The following is a 16308-nucleotide window of genomic DNA, read 5'->3' as shown; positions in this document are numbered from 1 at the left end:
TTTTATTACCTTTAGTATCAAGCAAATAACTTTAAAAGCAAATACCATGAAAAAGAAATTATTGATTTTAGTTGTCTTTTTAGGGACAATTTCACTTGCAAATGCACAAAGCATAGGAGACGTTACAAAAGCGGCCAGTAAAGCATCGACAACGGCAGTACCCGCTTTTGATGTTGCTAGTATCGCGAATCAGGTTATGGGAGTACTTTCTCCAAAATTGAAATTAACCGATGCTCAAAAACCGGTTGTAAATTCATTGGTAAATGAAACTCTAAATAAAAAGAAGAATATTTTGCCTGCAATGGCTACAGACAAAGCAAGTTATACTTCTAAAATGACCACCACTAGAGAGTCTTTTATATCCAAAATGAAAAAAAATATTAGTCCGACACAATTTGATGCCTTAACAGCTTTATTGCCCAAATCAGCTTCGGCAGTAACACCATTGGCAAAAATGCTTTATTAAAATTGGCCAAAATAAAAAAAGCTTCAGATTATTCTGAAGCTTTTCGTTTTTATGTTTTTTAGGATATTATTCCTCGACAGCAGTTTCAAATTCCATATGGTCAATCATTTCTGCTTCTGGTTTTTCTGGTTTAGAAGCTTTTAAAGTATTAAATCTTTCCAACATTTCTGTTTCGCCCTCTTCACCGCTGAAATAAGGAAAAACATCCATAATTGCCGTTTCTGAAATAGCAGGAATAGAATATTCTCCCATTGTATTTTTCATTATATGAAGTGTGTTGTCATAAGCTTCGCGAACATCATTTGCTTGAACCAGCATATACATGCTTGTTTTTCTTTCTTTTCCACTTTCTTCATCGTAAGCAATTAAAGTGATTTTAGATTTAAACCATCTGTCTGCATTTTCAAAAGGATGAATTTCGGCATAATTTGCCACTTTAATAGCTGTGATTTTAAATTCTTCGCTAGTGTACGCAGCCATTTCTTCAGTCATTCTTTTTTCAGCTTCCGTATAAGACAAAGCATCAACCAAATAAGGCTCGGTTAAAACTTTTTGTCCTCCAGTTTCATCTGTTTTTCTATATTTTACTTTGCATTCGTACCAAATTGCGCTCATCTCTTTATTTAATTTTTAAGGATGTCAAAGATAGATTATACTGCAAAATAAACAGTTAAAACTTTAAATAGATATTCACAATTTTAGCTGATTTTAGGTAACTTTTTGATGCTCTGAAAGTTGTGTTTTTGATAAACAATTTGTCTTCATTACAAAAAATAAAATTTTTCTTTCTTCTATTTTCTTGATTAAAGTATTGAAAAACAGATATTTATTTTGTTAGAAAAGAATTATTTAAAAAAACTGAAAAAACTGAAATCCAAAAAATCAATTTGCACGTAGATATCGGTAACAATGGCTAAGAATGAGGTAAATTCGAATGGTATTGGTTTTTGGAGCATATTGAATCTTACCGCATTTTTGGCTATTGTTTTTTTATAAATTATTAAAAATAATAGGTTGGGGAAATTAAACGTTCAAAAGTTAAAAGAGACTTTAAAATATCTAGAAAGCAAACAACGCGAATTAAAAAGACAAGATCAAAACGATGTGAGAAGTCTAGAATCGATGATTAAATATCTGAAAAAGGATATGATGGAACAGCACAATTTGGCTGAACATCACCAATTGATAAAACAAGAAATTAAAGACACCGAAAGTTTTATTGAGAATGTTAAAAACATCATTAAAATCAATTCTTAAAACAGTTTAGTATTGCAAAATTTTACTTTTATTCTAATCTAAATTTTTCGTTTTTACAATCCAAAATAAGTTTGTGATTGAGGAAAAGTTTGTTGCCAATCATTCCCTGCATTCCAGAACGCTTCATTAAGAATTTTTGAAGGTCTGAAGTGCCTTCTATATACGTAACTTCAGAAAGGTTCAAAATCAATTTATCAAATTGTATTTTCTTTTTCGCGGAGGCAGAATAAACATACAATGTATTTCCCCAAGAATTTCCTTTTTCGGTTTTTACTGCACTGTTTTTAAGTCTGTATTGCTGCCAAATTCCTTTTGTAGTTATCAGTTCGTAACCGCTTGTTCCAGAATCGTATAATAGTTTCAGATTTTCATTTTCTATAATTGAAGGAATTAAAATTTTGCGTTTTTTGAATTCAAAATCAGAAAAATCATTTTCCTGAATTTTCTCTATAAATGAACATTTATTGTTTTTGAAATCTAAAACCGTAATTCGTTTTTCTAATAAATCGGTTCCAATTGTTCCAATACTATTTTTAGCATTTGGATTATCAAAACTGATTTCTTCTCCATAATTCAAAACTTCAAAAGTATTGGAAACAATTTTCATGTTTCCGATTGAAAAAGAACTTGAAATTTCATTGTTTTTAGTATCAATTTTTAGCTGATTTTGAAACTTTTTAGCAATCGACTCTAATGATTTTTTGTAGAAAACTGTTGTCGCTGAACCCGAATCAAACTGCATAAAAAAGGTTTGATTAATTCCGTCAATTTTTATTGGCAAAAGCAAAGCAGAATGGGGGTTTTCATTGCTAGAAATCCATTTAACTGGAATGTTTTCGGCAATTCCAGAAACCTTCAAATAATTCTCAGGCGGATTGAATTTGTGTCGGAAATATAAATATCCTCCAAATAAGAATAAAACGATAATGGCGAGAAATACAACGGCAATTTTCTTAAATAATTTCATGGTCATTTTTTCCTGCAAGATTCGGGTTTAGATTCCGATTTTCGTGCAAAAACAATACGACAGTTTTACGTCATTTTTATGACTTTAATTATAAGAAGTTGTTTTTCAGTTTTATAGCTAAATCTTGTTTTTGGTTTAAACTAATTCCGTTTAGAATAACAATAAGAAGTTTTAGACTAAGAATTGCAATTAAAGGAATAATGAAAAGCGGAAATTTTAGAACAAAAGACTTTTGAATAAACGGACTTGCAATCATTAAAACGGAAAGTAAAAGGCTTAAAATAATTTGAAGGCTTACAATTTGTTTTCCTAATTCTTTGTTTGTAGCATCTTTGGTTTTATAAGATAATATTAAAGGAAAAATAACGCTTCCAAACGGAATTATAAGTCCAGATAAAACAGAAAGATTAATAAGTTTTGCTCTTTCGATTTGAATATTTTCCTTTTTAAAAATGAGGTTTTCAAGATCGGTTTCTAAAGCTTCGGCAATAGTTTTTAATGTAAAACCTTTAAGAATACTTCCAGCTTCAATTCTCTGAATCGTTCGTAGAGAAAGGCCAGATTTTTCGGCAAGTTCATTTTGAGTCATGTTTTTTTCTTCCCTCAAAAATTTAACTTTATTCTTCATTGTTTTGTGTTAGTGGTCTGAGACGAAATTATGAAAAAAACTTTTGATCAAAGCCGTGTGAACAAACCTGAAATTATAGGCTAATTCGAAGTTTTAATAAAAAATTAAGTTTTTTTCTTTAACAAATTTTAGTAACTTGTTGTGTAATAAATAATTCCTAAGAGTTGTTGCCTTAAAAAAACTAATTATGCGAGTATCCGTTGTTCGAAAAAATATAAAATTATTACCAGATTCCAAAAGAGTTGTTGCCCGATATTTTATGAATGGGCAAGAAAGAACCCAGCAAATGGTACTTCGGATAATGATGCTAGACGAAAAACAAGTTTTGCAGACTTTGGAGCAGACGCTTCGTGAATTTGCTAGAAGACACCGAAATATTTCGGCAGTATTTTTTAGACATTGCGAAAGAATACGACCAATAATCGAAGCAATGCAAATTGATTATGAAGCGATGTCTCTAGACCGAAAAATGCTGATTGGTTCTTATTGCACGATGGAATATGCAATAGAATCAGCTGCAATTTTTAATCCTTCTATTGTTGAAGATTTTGACCAGACAGGACTTGAAGTTGGAGAAAAACGTGTTATTATTTCATTTCGGGCAACTGGTGAAGGTCATATTTCGTCGATTGTTTTTAGAAGAGCAATTTTAGATCGTGACAATAATCTGCATATCATGAAAATAGGAAATCATATTGATCAAGCAGAAATTGAGCATAAAACATTGTTTAATAAAGAACGATTTTTGACCAAGCTGTATGAGATGCATACAACTGATAAATATATTGCTCAGATTATGCAGGATCTTCCTGAAGAATTTGAATTTGCTGTTCTTAAAAATATGTTGATTGAGGCTTTAAAAGATCCTTTAATTCGTGAAGAAAGAAAAGTTGCACTGGAAGAAATTTTGTGGTTGGCAAATTCTTTCTACGATTTGCAGTTCAAACACGATTCTGATATTACAGAGCGCGTCATTTTTCCAATTTCTGATTCTGAAAGTCGCGGAATAGAGGATGCGCGTTTTGTTCGTTTTACTGATGATAATGGCTCTGTTAGAGTTATGGCAACATATACAGCTTATAACGGACATACAATTTTGCCGAAGTTAATTTCTACTGAAGATTTTTATAGTTTTAGAGTTATGCCGCTTCATGGAGAAGGTGCACAAAACAAAAATCTAGCTCTATTTCCTCGAAAAATAAAAGGCAAGTATGCCATGCTGGCGAGAATTGATGGTGTGAACAATTATATTATGTATTCTGATCGAGTAACACAATGGAATACACCTGTTCTCTTGCAAAAGCCTAAATTTACTTGGGAACTTACTCAAATAGGAAATTGCGGTTCGCCATTATGGACCGAAGAAGGTTGGCTTGTTATTACACATGGAGTTGGTACAATGCGACGTTATTGTATTGGAGCTTCGCTATTTGATCTTGATGATCCTTCAAAAGAAATAGGAAGACTTACAGAACCGTTGCTTTCTCCTTTAGAAGATGAACGAGAAGGTTATGTGCCAAATGTAGTGTATTCTTGCGGGGCAATTATTCATAACAATAGTTTAATCTTGCCTTATGCCGTATCTGACTATTGTTCTACTTATGCTGTGGTAGATATGGTAGAGTTGCTGGACGCACTTAAGAAAAGCAAGTAAAATTACCTTTTGTTGAGGTTTGGAATTTTCTCTGTCAAATTTTTCCAATATCGTTTTGGCATGTGTTTGATATGAAGTTTCGTGTTTTTACGCGATTCTATATTGACACTGCTGAAATAGTTACGCCATAAATTTTGAAAAAACTCCTCGTTTTCATCATTTATTTCGGCTAAAAAACTCGAAGATGCATTCGATTCAAACTGCATTTCGACAGTAGAGACATTCTCTAGATCGTAGTAAATTCCGTATTTGCGTTTGGAGTCGTAAATTAGCCAACGTTGATCTGAATATCGATTTTTAAAATGCTGTTCAATAAGTGGTAAAACATCGCAATCTGGATCTACAATGGCATAGTATAAATTGTCTTTTGTTAGTTTAAACCGAACAAAAGCTTTCATTCTATGACTTTCTTTTCCCGTTAAATGGGCTGCTTTTTTTACGTTCAAAACTTCGCTTCGGCTTAAATCTCCTTCTATATTAATTGGACTTGCAAAAGCATATTCGACAAATCGAAACAAGATTTCTTCTATCTTTTCCAATTCAGATAAAAAGGCAAAATAAATATTGTTGAAACCATGATGCGAAAGACGCTGCTGCAAGCCATTTAAAACTCGATTTGCTTTTTCTCCATTTGTTGTTACAAAATGGGTATTGGAAAAAAGAAGGGTATTTGAAATTTCTTCTTTGGCAAAAACAATGTCTTTAAGTTTGTACTCGTAAATTTCAAAAACCGCGGTGAGCCAGCCTTCATAACTTCCATCATAAACTATTTGTGTCATTTGAATTAAAATAAAGAAAGCTGGTTCGAAAAATTATTCTTGTATTTACTGTTTTGCAAATTCAAAATCTGACTTTTTATTTGAACAGAAGTGAGGTCTTTTTGCATATAAAAAGGCGAAGAAAAAGCCAAGAAAAACTTCGATCGGCTGTAAGCAATTCCTAATTTTTTTAAATCTTCTGGCTGTAATTTTTTGAAATTTCTTGCAGCAACAATCTTTTTCGCGCTCAAAAATCCTATGCCCGGAATACGCTGAATTAATTCTAAATCTGCCGTATTGATATCTACTGGAAATTGATGCAGATTTCGCAATGCCCAACCCAATTTAGGATCAATATCTAAGTCAAGATTTGGCTGGTCAAAACCAACAATTTCATTGACATTAAATCCGTAGTAGCGAATTAGCCAATCTGCTTGATACAATCGGTTTTCGCGAATCATAGGCACTGGAGTTCCAATGGCAGGAAGTCTATTATCGTGGCTTATTGGCACATAACCAGAATAATAGACACGGCGCATTTTCATTTGTTCGTAAAAATAATTGGCCATTCCGAGAATTTCCATGTCATTTTCTTTTGTTGCGCCAATTACCATTTGCGTGCTTTGTCCAGCTGGAGCAAAAAGCGGTGTTTTGTAATTGGATTTTTTCTCTTCTTGATAATCGATAATTTCGTTTTTAAGATATTCCATTGGCTTAATCACGTCTTTATGATTTTTATCTGGAGCCAATAGTTTAAGGCTCTGTTCTGTTGGCATTTCAACATTTACGCTCAAACGGTCGGCATATAATCCAGCTTCTTTTAGCAATTCTTCGCTGGCACCAGGAATTGCTTTTAAATGGATATAACCATTAAAATTTTCCTCCAATCTAAGTTTTTTGACAATTCTAACCAGACGCTCCATAGTATAATCTGCATTGTCGAAGATACCAGAACTCAAAAACAACCCTTCAATGTAATTTCTTCGATAAAAACCAATTGTCAAATCAACAACTTCCTGAACGGTAAAAGCAGCTCGTTTAATATCATTGCTTTTACGGCTCACACAATAGGCGCAATCAAAAATGCAATGGTTGGTAAGTAGGATTTTTAAAAGCGAAACACAGCGTCCGTCTTCTGTAAAGGCATGGCAGATTCCGCCTCCTGTGTCGCCCAATCCTTTGTTTTTGTTTTTTCGTGTACTTTGTCCTGATGAGCAAGAAACATCATATTTGGCTGCATCTGCTAAAATCGCCAATTTCTCCATTACTCTTTCCTGTACCATTTTGCTCTTTTTTTAGTTGTTTTTTGAAACGAAAATTCATTCTTTCAAAACTAGGAATTCATGCTAAAAAAGAGGCGAAAGAAACTGTTCTAAATTGTATCAACTTTTTTTTGAAAGGTTATTTTTACATTCAAATTTTAACTATCTTTAAACTTCAAAACAGGTATAAATACGGGGTTGTAAGTTGTCAAAACTTTTTACATTCGCCCAAAGTAGAAAAACTGATTTCCCCCCTTAATATTAGTTTTTCAGATTTAGAAGTATTAGCAATTATTAGGAACAAACGGCTAAAACAATGAAATTTGTAAAAGGACAAGATGTTTCCTACACAGCATTGAGTGGGATATCTTATAAGGGAACCATTATCGAAAGGAAAATGGATTTTAAAAAGGGACTGATTATAAAATCGACTTCAAAAGAAAGAGATTTTCATTACCTCATCGAAATACAAAAAAACGGCACGACCGAGAAAATTCTGTGTGCCGAAAATCATCTTAAATTACTGGAGAAGAAAAAACGTGTAGCAAAGAAAGTAGCTTAGTTATAAGCTGTAATAAACGCGACTACTTTTTCTATTGCAATTTCTGGAGTTTCTTTGTGCGGTGTATGTCCTGTATTTGGTATTATATACTTTTCAGCTTTTCCAGATGTAGCATTTATTGTTTTTTCGACTTGATCTAAAGTTCCATATTCATCTTTTTCACCTTGGATAAATAGTAGCGGAGATTTGATTTTGGGAAGGAAATGTTCAATATTCCAGTTTCTAAAATCATTTCGCAGCCAAGTTTCAGTCCAAGCTTTAAAAATGGTTTCGGTTTTGTTTCCGTGATATTTTTGGAGCCTTTGAGGCAAGCTTGTATTTTGGTACGCTTGAGCAGCTTCGCGAATACCGTTTAGGGTAATTTCTTCAACAAAAATATGAGCCGCTTCACAAATAACCATTTTAATTCGATTTGGATATTTACTTACGGCAATTAATGCGATCGACCCTCCATCGCTGTGGCCAAATAAAATGGCATTTTCAATATTTAGATTTTCGAGTAATAAGTTTAAAACGTCAGCTTCTTGTTCCAGATAATTTACAGGACGAAGATAAGTCTGCATAGGATCTGATTTTCCGTAGCCTAATCTGTCATAAATTAAAATGTTGCATTGGCAAAGGGTCGCAATTCTTCTTGGAAAATCTCTCCATAATTCTACACAACCTAAAGAATCATGAAGAAAAACAATAGTCGGACGATTTGCAAAATTATTGTGATATTCGGCGTAAAGATTATTTTCGTTTATATGGATTAACATATTGCGGTTTCGTTTTGAATCACTTTTTCTTTTTTAGCTTTCGATATGTTAAGATACACGATTGAGCCAAGCATTATAGTAATTCCGATAATTTGCAGAAAAGTGACTTTTTCTCCCAAAATAATATGAGCGCAAAAAACAGCTGCAGGTAATTCTAAAGTTAGTAAAACAGAACTTAAGCCGGCGCCAATTTTAGGCATCCCGACTGTAAAACAGATAGGCGGAATTACAGTTCCAAAAATGGCTAAAAATGTTCCCCATTGCAGCAATCCAAAATCTAAATGTGTGCTTGTAGTAATGGCTTCACAGTTAATTAAAAATATAATCATGGCTGAACCACTGGTCATTAAAGCACTTTTTTCGAACATGGGAGTTTCTTTGCCTATTTTGCTCGTAAAAACGATATAAAGTGTATAAAGCAAAGCCGATAATAAACTCAAAGCTATTCCTGTAAATGATATATTGGCATTGCTTAAGTCTAAAAGGTTTCCTGCCAGAATAGTTCCTAAAATGATAAAAAGTGCCGAACCGACTTCTACCGTATTTGGTTTTTTCTTGAAAAATATCCAATCGACTAAGATACTTAGCCAGGTAATTTGCATTAATAAAACAATTGCTAATGATGCAGGAATATAAGCCACAGATAAATAGTAAGTATAAGCCGAAGAGCCCATTGTGGTTCCTGCTAAAAGCAATTTCCAATTTAATGTTAGTTTAGTGCCGTATTTTAATTTTCTGAAAATGACGATAGACCATAAAATTAAAGTTCCCGCAAGTGCTTGTGTCAAAGTGATTTCGGCAGGAGAATAACCTTCTCCGTAAGCGATTTTGGCAAAAGAAGACAGCATTCCGAAACTTAATGCGCCCAAAGCGACGATGATAATATATTTGTTCATTTTTATTGTTGAAAATATGTTTTGTACAGTCAAAAGTATAAAATGAAGAATAATAGCCGTTATTTTTGATCTAAATATGTATTTAATATTTCAGAATGCATATATTTATGTGTTTTGTCCTAAAATTAATTATTTTTTATACTTTAACTGGAAAAAATCCGATGCAAGAATTAAGCAAACAAGAGATAGAGTTACTTCGAATTCTTCAAGAGAACGCAAGATTTGATATAACTGATTTGACAGAAAGACTCAATATGTCTAGAACTTCTGTTTACGACCGAATTAAAAAACTTGAAAACGAGGGGTATATTAAAGATTATGTCGCGATAATTGATCCTAAAAAAGTTGGATTAAATTTTACTGTTATTATAAATCTTTCTCTAAACAGCCAACGTTTAGATCTTGTAGAAGAATTTTCGAGGCAAGTCGCAGCACTCGATGAGGTTGTAGAAGGATATGTTACAGGCGGAATTTTTGATTATGTTTTGAAAGTTGTGGTAAAAGATCCAGAATCGTTTAATGATTTTATTAGAAAGCTTTCAGATATTCCAAATATCAGTAAAGTCCAGAGTTCTTTTGTTATGAGCTACATTAAGCAATCAACTAAATTACATTTTTAACTTAGAGTTAAAAACAAAAAACTACGCAAAGCCTTTTTATTAGGACTTGCGTAGTTTTCTATATTTTATAAATAATCAAATATCTTCTTTTAATCCAATTCTTTTTAAGCTGTTTACCATTCTAAAAACAACCTCATCAGAAAACATAAAACTGCAAAATATTTCTTTGATTTCTGTTGGAGTTTGGGGTTGTAGTTTTAGAAGGTTGTTTAGCTGTATTTTAGCTTTTGCATCTTCATTTAGCAGGGATAAGGAAACCGCTTTTAGCAAAGAATCCCAAATGGTTTCGTTAAAGTCCATATTGTCTGCCCAGTATAAGGACTTTTGATATTCTTTTTTATGAATGTAATAGTAGCAATATCCAATATTAATCCACCACGGATGCGAAGTATTTATTCGAATTGCATTTTCTACCAAATTAAAGCCTTTCTCAAAATAGCCTGCAAAAATTAACATGCAGCCTATTCCTGAGATAATGCCAGAAGAATTAGGGTTTATTTTTATGCATTGCTCTGCGGCAGAAAGACAGTTATCTTGATCTTTTTTAAAACAGCTTAAAAGTGCTAGCGAATACCAAGCCTGTTGGCAGTTGGGATCTATTTTCAATGCTTTTGTAATGCAGTGACTGCTTTTTTCGATTGTTTTCTTGCAGTTGTCTATTCCGAGAGCAATAGCAGCCAATTGCATTTCGCCCAACATTGCCCAAGCTATAGCATGGTTTGGATCTAATTCTACGGCATCATTTAAATTGGATAATGCATTTGCATAATTTTCTATAGAATAGGAGCATTGATATTCGTGATAACTGCAGATTGCTTTTAAAATACCCGAATTGTTTGATATTTTAGAAGGTGCTGTTTTTACCATTTCTTTAAAGATAATGCCATAATAACCGCCCATGCTGGAAACAATATCTTTCACGATTTCATTTTGTATTCTAATACCGTCATCGATTGTGGCAGGCGTAAACAATTTAGTCAATATAAATTTACCAGATGAGGAGTTTACAAGATTGACTCTGATCTGCATTTTATTATCAATAATTTGAATATGTCCTGTTATAATGAAATCGGCTCCTACTAAACTGGCGGCTTCTAGAATATTTTCATTAATTTTTGAAATTACACTAGATGCAAAATGGCCTATTACAGAAATGTCTTGAAAACGTGAAAGTTCTGCACTTACTTCTTCGGAAAGAATTTGAGAGAAAGCTTCTAAATCGGGCCTTTGAGAAGTCGATTTAAATGGAAATACTGTGATGACCAGATTTGATTTACTTGTGTTAATAGGGAAATCAATGTGCCTCATTTTGTTATTATGAATAAATTCGGGAACGTAACCGCCTTTGGGGACATGAATAATCACCGAATTATCTTTTCCGTCAGAAGAATAATATTCATTGAGAAGTTTTCTTAATCGCCCTGCATGAATACGAACCATTGCGTCGTCGTGAGGATTGAAATGAGAAGGTCTGCTTAAAGCATTTACAGCTATCGAATATTCTTTAATAAACTTCTGTCTTTGGTCTATGGTTTCTGTGACTATATATCGCAGAAAATTGCTTAACAGTATTGAATTCTTGAAAGAATTAAACTTTAAAACATTTTCCAGTTCATTGTAAATGGTATCCGGGGGGATTTTTTTTATTGACTCCATAATAAATTATTTGAAATTATTAACGTCGAAAAAAAAGTCACTGGGCGAGTAAAGTGTTAAATATGATGTAGTTACAAATTTATAAAAATATGTGAATATTTAACATATTAATATTATTAATCTGATTTTTTAACCGTTAAATGTAACCGTTAATAACCCTAATCGTGCACTAGCATTGATTATATTTGTTTGATAATCAGTTAGTGTAGCGTCTTTTTTTTGCTTTTTTAACAAAAAAGAAGACGACATTATCAAGTTCTTGATTTTTTTGTCTGCCCAAAAAACAAAATTTAAAGAATTTTGAAAAGATTTTTTAAGCTAAAAGCCAGTTCTGAGAAATACAGATTTTTGAAATAAAGTCACTTTTATTTTTAAGCCCAGATTGTAAAAAACAAATGAATAGTAGTAAAGCATCCCACAATAAACAAACTATAATCATTATGAAAAAAAGGTTTTTACAAATGGTCACGATCAGGCATCGAGCCATTATAATTTGTTTTCTCATTTCCGCTTTAGCTCAAGCTCAAGCTCAAGAAGAAGGATCTAAAAGCATGGAAATCTATGGTTTCATTATGACCGATGTTGGTTATAATTTTAATCAAATTCAATCAGATTGGTATGATGTGGTAAGGCCAACTAAACTGCCTTCATATAAAAATGAATATGGTCCAGACGGCAATTACTATGCTTCTGTACGCCAGACTAGACTTGGCTTTAAAAATTATTTTAATACTGGACTTGGAGAATTGAAAACACATTTTGAATTCGAGTTGTTTGGTACTGGTGTAGATGCTGGACAGACTACTTTTCGTTTGCGTCATGCTTATGCCGAATTAGGAAAATTTGGAGCTGGACAAACTTGGAGCCCTTTTATGGATATTGGCGTATTTCCGAATTCACTAGAATATTGGGGGCCAACTGGAATGGTGTTTTTTAGAAACATTCAGATTCGATATATGCCAATTCAAGGCGATACTCGTTTAACCATTGCATTAGAAAGACCTGGAGCAAGTGCCGATCAGGGAGATTATGCCAATCGTGTAGAATTGCAAGGCGTAAAAGCAAGATTTCCGTTGCCAGACCTTTCAGCAGAATACCATCTTGGAACTAAATGGGGGTATATTGAGCTAGCAGGTATCGTAAGAAAAATTGAATGGAAAGATCAAAACAACGATCAGTATAATTTATCAGGAGATGCAGTAGGGTGGGGACTTAACTTAAGTACCAACATTAACTTTAGTAAAAATGATGTTTTTAGAGGGCAAGTTATGTATGGAGAAGGAGTACAGAACTACATGAATGATGCTCCTGTCGATATAGGTATTAAAAATAATCTGAGTAATCCTGTAACTCCTGTAAAAGGTGTTGCGCTTCCTGTGGTTGGTGTTGTCGCTTTTTTAGATCATAATTGGAGTGATAAGTTTAGTACTGCAATAGGATATTCGATGATTGATATTGACAACTCAGACGGACAAACAGACAGCGCCTTTAAAAAGGGACAATACGCTCTCGCAAATATCTTGTATACTCCTGTAAAAAACTGTATGGTTGGAGCTGAATTTCAGTGGGGTAACCGCGAAAATTACAACGACGGATGGAGCACTTCCATAAACAAAATACAGTTTTCTTTTAAATATAATTTCTCTGAAGCATTTTATAGAAAAAATCAATAGAAAGCTTTGTGTTTATTAATCACTTAAAAAAGAAAAATATGTGTAAAACTGTACAATATCTGCTATTGTTCGGATTGTCTGTAATTGCTCTTAATGCGCAGACTCGAACTGAAAAGGATCTTCTGGGAGAAAAACAGATTCCTGCAAACGCGTACTACGGAGTACAAACAGCCCGTGCATTAGAAAATTTTCAGATAAGTAGCTTGACTACGCAATCTTATCCTGACTATGTAAAAGCTTTTGCAATGGTTAAATTAGCTGCAGCACGTGCCAATGCAGATGTAGGCCGACTTAAAAAAGATAGACTTGCTGCTATAGAAAAAGCTTGCCAAGCTGTAATTGATGGCAAATATCATGATCAATTTTTGGTCGATTTGTATCAAGGCGGTGCTGGTACTTCTGCGAATATGAATGTAAACGAAGTTTTAGCCAATATTGCATTGGAATTAAGCGGTCATAAAAAAGGAGAATATCAATACATTGAACCTCATGATGATCTTAATATGGGACAATCAACAAACGATGTGTACCCAACAGCCATAAAAGTGGCATTACTTCTTCATAACGATAAACTGCTTCAAGAGGCAGATCTTTTGGCTAAAGCTTTCCATAAAAAAGGCGATGAATTTAAAGACATTCTAAAAATGGGAAGAACCGAAGGGCAAGATGCTGTACCAATGACTGTAGGTCAGGAATTTCATGCTTTCGGGAATCAGCTTGACGCAGAAATTAGCGCTTTAAAAAAGGCGGAGGTTTATTTATGCGAACAAAATATGGGTGCTACAGCAATCGGGACAGGAATTACTGCTTCTCCAGGTTATGCTGAAAAAGTAGCAGCGCATTTGGCAAAAATTACAGGAAAACCAATTGTAATGAGTAAAGATCTTATTGCTGCTACGACTAGTCAACAAGGGTTTGTAATGTATTCTTCTACACTTAAAAGCATGGCAGTAGCTTTGGCAAAAATAAGCAGCGATTTGATCATTTTGGCTTCTGGTCCTCGTACTGGTTTTTTCGAAATCAATTTGCCTGCACTTCAGCCAGGATCTTCAATTATGCCAGGAAAAGTAAATCCGGTTATGCCAGAACTTATGAACCAATTGTGTTTTAAAGTAATGGGAAATGACTTGACCGTAACGATTGCCGCACAATCTGGTTTATTGCAATTAAATGCTTTTGAACCTGTTCAGGCCATTGCCATGATGGAATCTCAAGGATTGTTTTTTAAAGCAATGCCATTATTTAGAAAAAACTGTATTGATGGCATTACAGTAAACAAAGACGTTTTGGCGCATTATATGGATCGAAGTGTTGGTGTTGTAACGGCTCTAAATCCGATTTTGGGTTACGAAAAAACAACTGAATTGGCCAAAGAAGCATTGGCAACCAATAAAGGTATTTTAGAACTTATACGCGAAAAGAAATTGCTGACAGAAGACCAAATTAAAAAACTGCTTGATCCAGCAACTTTAACAGGCCAAAAATAATTCTCAACCTTAAACGACAAAATGATGAAATTAAATATCAACTTTTACAAAAAAATACTTTTACTGCTGTTATTGTCACTCAATATCAGCATGTTCGGACAGGCTAAGCCTAAAGTTCTAATATTAGCAACAGGCGGAACAATTGCCGGTTCTGCTCAAACAGGAGTACAGTCAGGATATACTTCTGGTCAAGTTACCATTGATGCAATGGTAAATGCAATTCCAGATGCTTTGAAAGTAGCCGATATAAAAGGTGAGCAAATTGCGAATGTCGGATCTCAGGACATGTCATTTGAAATTATGCTGAAAGTAGCCAATAGAATTAATGAGTTAGCCGATAGCAATGATGTAGACGGTTTTGTAATTACGCACGGAACCGATACAATGGAAGAAACGGCCTTTTTTTTAAATCTAACTACAAAAACAGATAAACCAGTAGTGCTTGTAGGATCCATGCGTCCATCGACAGCAATTAGTGCAGATGGGCCTTTAAATCTTTATAATGCGATTGCAGTAGCTGGCGATCCTAAAGCAAAAGGACGCGGTGTACTTTTGGTAATGAACGATTGGATTCACTCGGCACAATCTTTAACAAAAGTGAGTACAACGGCCGTTCAGACTTTTATGTCTCCGCTTAGAGGACTTATCGGTATTACTTCTTACGGAACAAACGATTTCTTTAATTATCCTAGTCAAAAATTTGGAAAAAACTCAGAGTTTGATGTAAAAGGCGTTAGCTCTTTTCCTCGCGTGGACATTATTTATGCCGATGCAGATATGAAACCAGATTTAATTGATGCTTCGATAGAACGCGGTGCCAAAGGAATTGTAATTGCTGGAGTAGGAAACGGAAATATGAACAAAGCCTCTCTAGATGCTTGTGCAAGAGCTAGCAAAAAAGGAATTATAGTAGTTCGAAGCACACGTGTAGCAACTGGACTTGTAAGCCGTAATGTAGAATGCAACGATGATGAACTTGGATTAATTGCTTCATATGCTTTAAATCCGCAGAAATCTAGAATCTTATTGTCGGTAGCATTGTTGAAAAAAAGAAGCTTGGCCGAACTTCAAAAGATATTCGAAGAATATTAAAAAGAACTGTGTTTACGAACAAATTTTTGAATCTGTTTGTAAAACGAAATAGTTTTATATCAACTTGAAAATTTAATGTCTATGAAAAATAAAATAATTATAAGAGCGGTTCTCTCTGGTTTTTGTGTTTTATTGGTTTCCTGCAATACAAAAAAGGACGAAAATGTTGTGATTGACTTAAAGCAAGTCAAGAAAGAAATTCAGGCAAAAGAAAATGAATATGCTACAACATACAATGCTGGTCAATTAAAAGAGATTGGATATTATGCAGATGACGCCATTACTTTTTATCAAAACAGACCGCCAATTATTGGTAAAGATGCTAGATATGAATTTTTAAAATCAGATTTAGAAAATAATACGAATGTAATCTCATTTGAAACCAAAGAAGTTTTTGTTTCTCACGATGGTAACATGGTGGTAGAAGTAGGATATTATAAAGTAACCGACTCGACAAAAACGCCTATAAATACTGGAAATTATATGAGTCTTTTTGAAAAAAGAGATGGCAAATATGTTTGTTTAAGAGATATGAGTGCTTCTGATGGATTGACAGAATAAAATGCATTTTT

17 protein-coding genes are annotated in these 16308 nt (G+C 33.6%); 9 read left to right on the top strand and 8 right to left on the bottom strand.

Annotation, left to right across the window (positions count from 1 at the left end):
• Positions 1-46 precede the first annotated feature (46 nt).
• Positions 47-466, top strand: a complete 420-nt coding sequence (locus JC605_RS18450; protein ID WP_198857600.1) for a hypothetical protein — start codon at positions 47-49, stop codon at positions 464-466.
• 66 nt (positions 467-532) lie between these two features.
• On the opposite strand, the gene JC605_RS18445 is transcribed toward JC605_RS18450, so the two are convergent.
• Positions 533-1081, bottom strand: a complete 549-nt coding sequence (locus JC605_RS18445; protein WP_198857599.1) for a DUF4494 domain-containing protein — start codon at positions 1079-1081, stop codon at positions 533-535.
• 399 nt (positions 1082-1480) lie between these two features.
• Between JC605_RS18445 and JC605_RS18440 the strand changes: the two genes are divergently transcribed.
• Positions 1481-1723: a hypothetical protein gene (locus JC605_RS18440; protein ID WP_198857598.1), complete on the top strand. Its 243-nt coding sequence runs from the start codon at positions 1481-1483 to the stop codon at positions 1721-1723.
• 28 nt (positions 1724-1751) lie between these two features.
• Here the strand turns inward: JC605_RS18440 and JC605_RS18435 are convergent, their stop codons facing one another.
• Both JC605_RS18435 and JC605_RS18430 read right to left on the bottom strand, forming a co-directional pair.
• Positions 1752-2690 (bottom strand): hypothetical protein, encoded by a 939-nt coding sequence (locus tag JC605_RS18435; RefSeq protein WP_198857597.1) that lies wholly within the window; start codon positions 2688-2690, stop codon positions 1752-1754.
• A gap of 88 nt (positions 2691-2778) precedes the next feature.
• Positions 2779-3318 carry a helix-turn-helix transcriptional regulator gene (locus JC605_RS18430; RefSeq protein ID WP_198857596.1) on the bottom strand — a complete coding sequence of 180 codons (540 nt, stop codon included), beginning with the start codon at positions 3316-3318 and terminating at the stop codon, positions 2779-2781.
• A 187-nt stretch (positions 3319-3505) separates the two neighbouring features.
• Here JC605_RS18430 and JC605_RS18425 point away from each other — a divergent pair, with 187 nt between their 5' ends.
• Positions 3506-4972 carry a glycoside hydrolase family 130 protein gene (locus tag JC605_RS18425; protein ID WP_198857595.1) on the top strand — a complete coding sequence of 489 codons (1467 nt, stop codon included), beginning with the start codon at positions 3506-3508 and terminating at the stop codon, positions 4970-4972.
• A 2-nt stretch (positions 4973-4974) separates the two neighbouring features.
• Here JC605_RS18425 and JC605_RS18420 read toward each other — a convergent pair whose 3' ends face one another.
• Both JC605_RS18420 and JC605_RS18415 read right to left on the bottom strand, forming a co-directional pair.
• Positions 4975-5751 (bottom strand): TIGR03915 family putative DNA repair protein, encoded by a 777-nt coding sequence (locus JC605_RS18420; protein ID WP_198857594.1) that lies wholly within the window; start codon positions 5749-5751, stop codon positions 4975-4977.
• Positions 5752-5756: 5 nt separating this feature from the next.
• A complete protein-coding gene (locus JC605_RS18415) occupies positions 5757-7013 on the bottom strand; it encodes a putative DNA modification/repair radical SAM protein (protein WP_198857593.1) in 1257 nt (418 codons plus the stop codon).
• Between the two features lie 295 nt (positions 7014-7308).
• Here JC605_RS18415 and JC605_RS18410 point away from each other — a divergent pair, with 295 nt between their 5' ends.
• Complete coding sequence (locus JC605_RS18410; protein WP_111362850.1) at positions 7309-7554, top strand: hypothetical protein; 246 nt, start codon at positions 7309-7311, stop codon at positions 7552-7554.
• Here JC605_RS18410 and JC605_RS18405 read toward each other — a convergent pair.
• Both JC605_RS18405 and JC605_RS18400 read right to left on the bottom strand, forming a co-directional pair.
• A complete protein-coding gene (locus JC605_RS18405; RefSeq protein ID WP_198857592.1) occupies positions 7551-8312 on the bottom strand; it encodes an alpha/beta fold hydrolase in 762 nt (253 codons plus the stop codon). The genes JC605_RS18410 and JC605_RS18405 overlap by 4 nt on opposite strands.
• Positions 8306-9208: a DMT family transporter gene (locus tag JC605_RS18400; RefSeq protein WP_198857591.1), complete on the bottom strand. Its 903-nt coding sequence runs from the start codon at positions 9206-9208 to the stop codon at positions 8306-8308. Before JC605_RS18400 ends, JC605_RS18405 begins: the two co-directional genes overlap by 7 nt.
• 107 nt (positions 9209-9315) lie before the next feature.
• Between JC605_RS18400 and JC605_RS18395 the strand changes: the two genes are divergently transcribed.
• Positions 9316-9828, top strand: coding sequence for an Lrp/AsnC family transcriptional regulator (locus tag JC605_RS18395; RefSeq protein ID WP_198857590.1), 513 nt, complete (start codon positions 9316-9318; stop codon positions 9826-9828).
• Positions 9829-9903: 75 nt separating this feature from the next.
• On the opposite strand, the gene JC605_RS18390 is transcribed toward JC605_RS18395, so the two are convergent.
• The gene (locus JC605_RS18390; protein WP_198857589.1) at positions 9904-11484 is read right to left on the bottom strand and encodes a hypothetical protein; all 1581 of its coding nucleotides are present in this window, start codon (positions 11482-11484) and stop codon (positions 9904-9906) included.
• A gap of 440 nt (positions 11485-11924) precedes the next feature.
• On the opposite strand from JC605_RS18390, the gene JC605_RS18385 reads away from it, so the two are divergent.
• The 4 genes from JC605_RS18385 (at position 11925) to JC605_RS18370 (ending at position 16297) form a co-directional block, all read left to right on the top strand.
• Positions 11925-13157, top strand: a complete 1233-nt coding sequence (locus tag JC605_RS18385) for a DcaP family trimeric outer membrane transporter (protein WP_233074165.1) — start codon at positions 11925-11927, stop codon at positions 13155-13157.
• A 38-nt stretch (positions 13158-13195) separates the two neighbouring features.
• Positions 13196-14644 (top strand): aspartate ammonia-lyase, encoded by a 1449-nt coding sequence (locus tag JC605_RS18380; protein ID WP_198857588.1) that lies wholly within the window; start codon positions 13196-13198, stop codon positions 14642-14644.
• Positions 14645-14665: 21 nt separating this feature from the next.
• Positions 14666-15736, top strand: coding sequence for a type II asparaginase (locus JC605_RS18375; protein WP_233074163.1), 1071 nt, complete (start codon positions 14666-14668; stop codon positions 15734-15736).
• Positions 15737-15817: 81 nt separating this feature from the next.
• Complete coding sequence (locus tag JC605_RS18370) at positions 15818-16297, top strand: DUF4440 domain-containing protein (RefSeq protein WP_198857587.1); 480 nt, start codon at positions 15818-15820, stop codon at positions 16295-16297.
• Positions 16298-16308 lie beyond the last annotated feature (11 nt).

Origin of the sequence: Flavobacterium sp. IB48 (assembly GCF_016405855.1) — a bacterium.
Lineage (GTDB): Bacteria > Bacteroidota > Bacteroidia > Flavobacteriales > Flavobacteriaceae > Flavobacterium > Flavobacterium ginsengisoli.
Note: the sequence above shows the minus strand (reverse complement) of the source record. Positions and strands in the feature narration are given on the sequence as shown.

Excerpts from the sequence above, each read along its gene's own strand:
- JC605_RS18450 (WP_198857600.1), top strand. The coding sequence starts at position 47 with ATGAAAAAGAAATTATTGATTTTAGTTGTCTTTTTAGGGACAATTTCA.
- JC605_RS18445 (WP_198857599.1), bottom strand. The coding sequence starts at position 1,081 with ATGAGCGCAATTTGGTACGAATGCAAAGTAAAATATAGAAAAACAGAT.
- JC605_RS18435 (WP_198857597.1), bottom strand. The coding sequence starts at position 2,690 with ATGAAATTATTTAAGAAAATTGCCGTTGTATTTCTCGCCATTATCGTT.
- JC605_RS18430 (WP_198857596.1), bottom strand. The coding sequence starts at position 3,318 with ATGAAGAATAAAGTTAAATTTTTGAGGGAAGAAAAAAACATGACTCAA.
- JC605_RS18425 (WP_198857595.1), top strand. The coding sequence starts at position 3,506 with ATGCGAGTATCCGTTGTTCGAAAAAATATAAAATTATTACCAGATTCC.
- JC605_RS18420 (WP_198857594.1), bottom strand. The coding sequence starts at position 5,751 with ATGACACAAATAGTTTATGATGGAAGTTATGAAGGCTGGCTCACCGCG.
- JC605_RS18415 (WP_198857593.1), bottom strand. The coding sequence starts at position 7,013 with ATGGTACAGGAAAGAGTAATGGAGAAATTGGCGATTTTAGCAGATGCA.
- JC605_RS18410 (WP_111362850.1), top strand. The coding sequence starts at position 7,309 with ATGAAATTTGTAAAAGGACAAGATGTTTCCTACACAGCATTGAGTGGG.
- JC605_RS18405 (WP_198857592.1), bottom strand. The coding sequence starts at position 8,312 with ATGTTAATCCATATAAACGAAAATAATCTTTACGCCGAATATCACAAT.
- JC605_RS18400 (WP_198857591.1), bottom strand. The coding sequence starts at position 9,208 with ATGAACAAATATATTATCATCGTCGCTTTGGGCGCATTAAGTTTCGGA.
- JC605_RS18395 (WP_198857590.1), top strand. The coding sequence starts at position 9,316 with ATGTGTTTTGTCCTAAAATTAATTATTTTTTATACTTTAACTGGAAAA.
- JC605_RS18390 (WP_198857589.1), bottom strand. The coding sequence starts at position 11,484 with ATGGAGTCAATAAAAAAAATCCCCCCGGATACCATTTACAATGAACTG.
- JC605_RS18385 (WP_233074165.1), top strand. The coding sequence starts at position 11,925 with ATGAAAAAAAGGTTTTTACAAATGGTCACGATCAGGCATCGAGCCATT.
- JC605_RS18380 (WP_198857588.1), top strand. The coding sequence starts at position 13,196 with ATGTGTAAAACTGTACAATATCTGCTATTGTTCGGATTGTCTGTAATT.
- JC605_RS18375 (WP_233074163.1), top strand. The coding sequence starts at position 14,666 with ATGATGAAATTAAATATCAACTTTTACAAAAAAATACTTTTACTGCTG.
- JC605_RS18370 (WP_198857587.1), top strand. The coding sequence starts at position 15,818 with ATGAAAAATAAAATAATTATAAGAGCGGTTCTCTCTGGTTTTTGTGTT.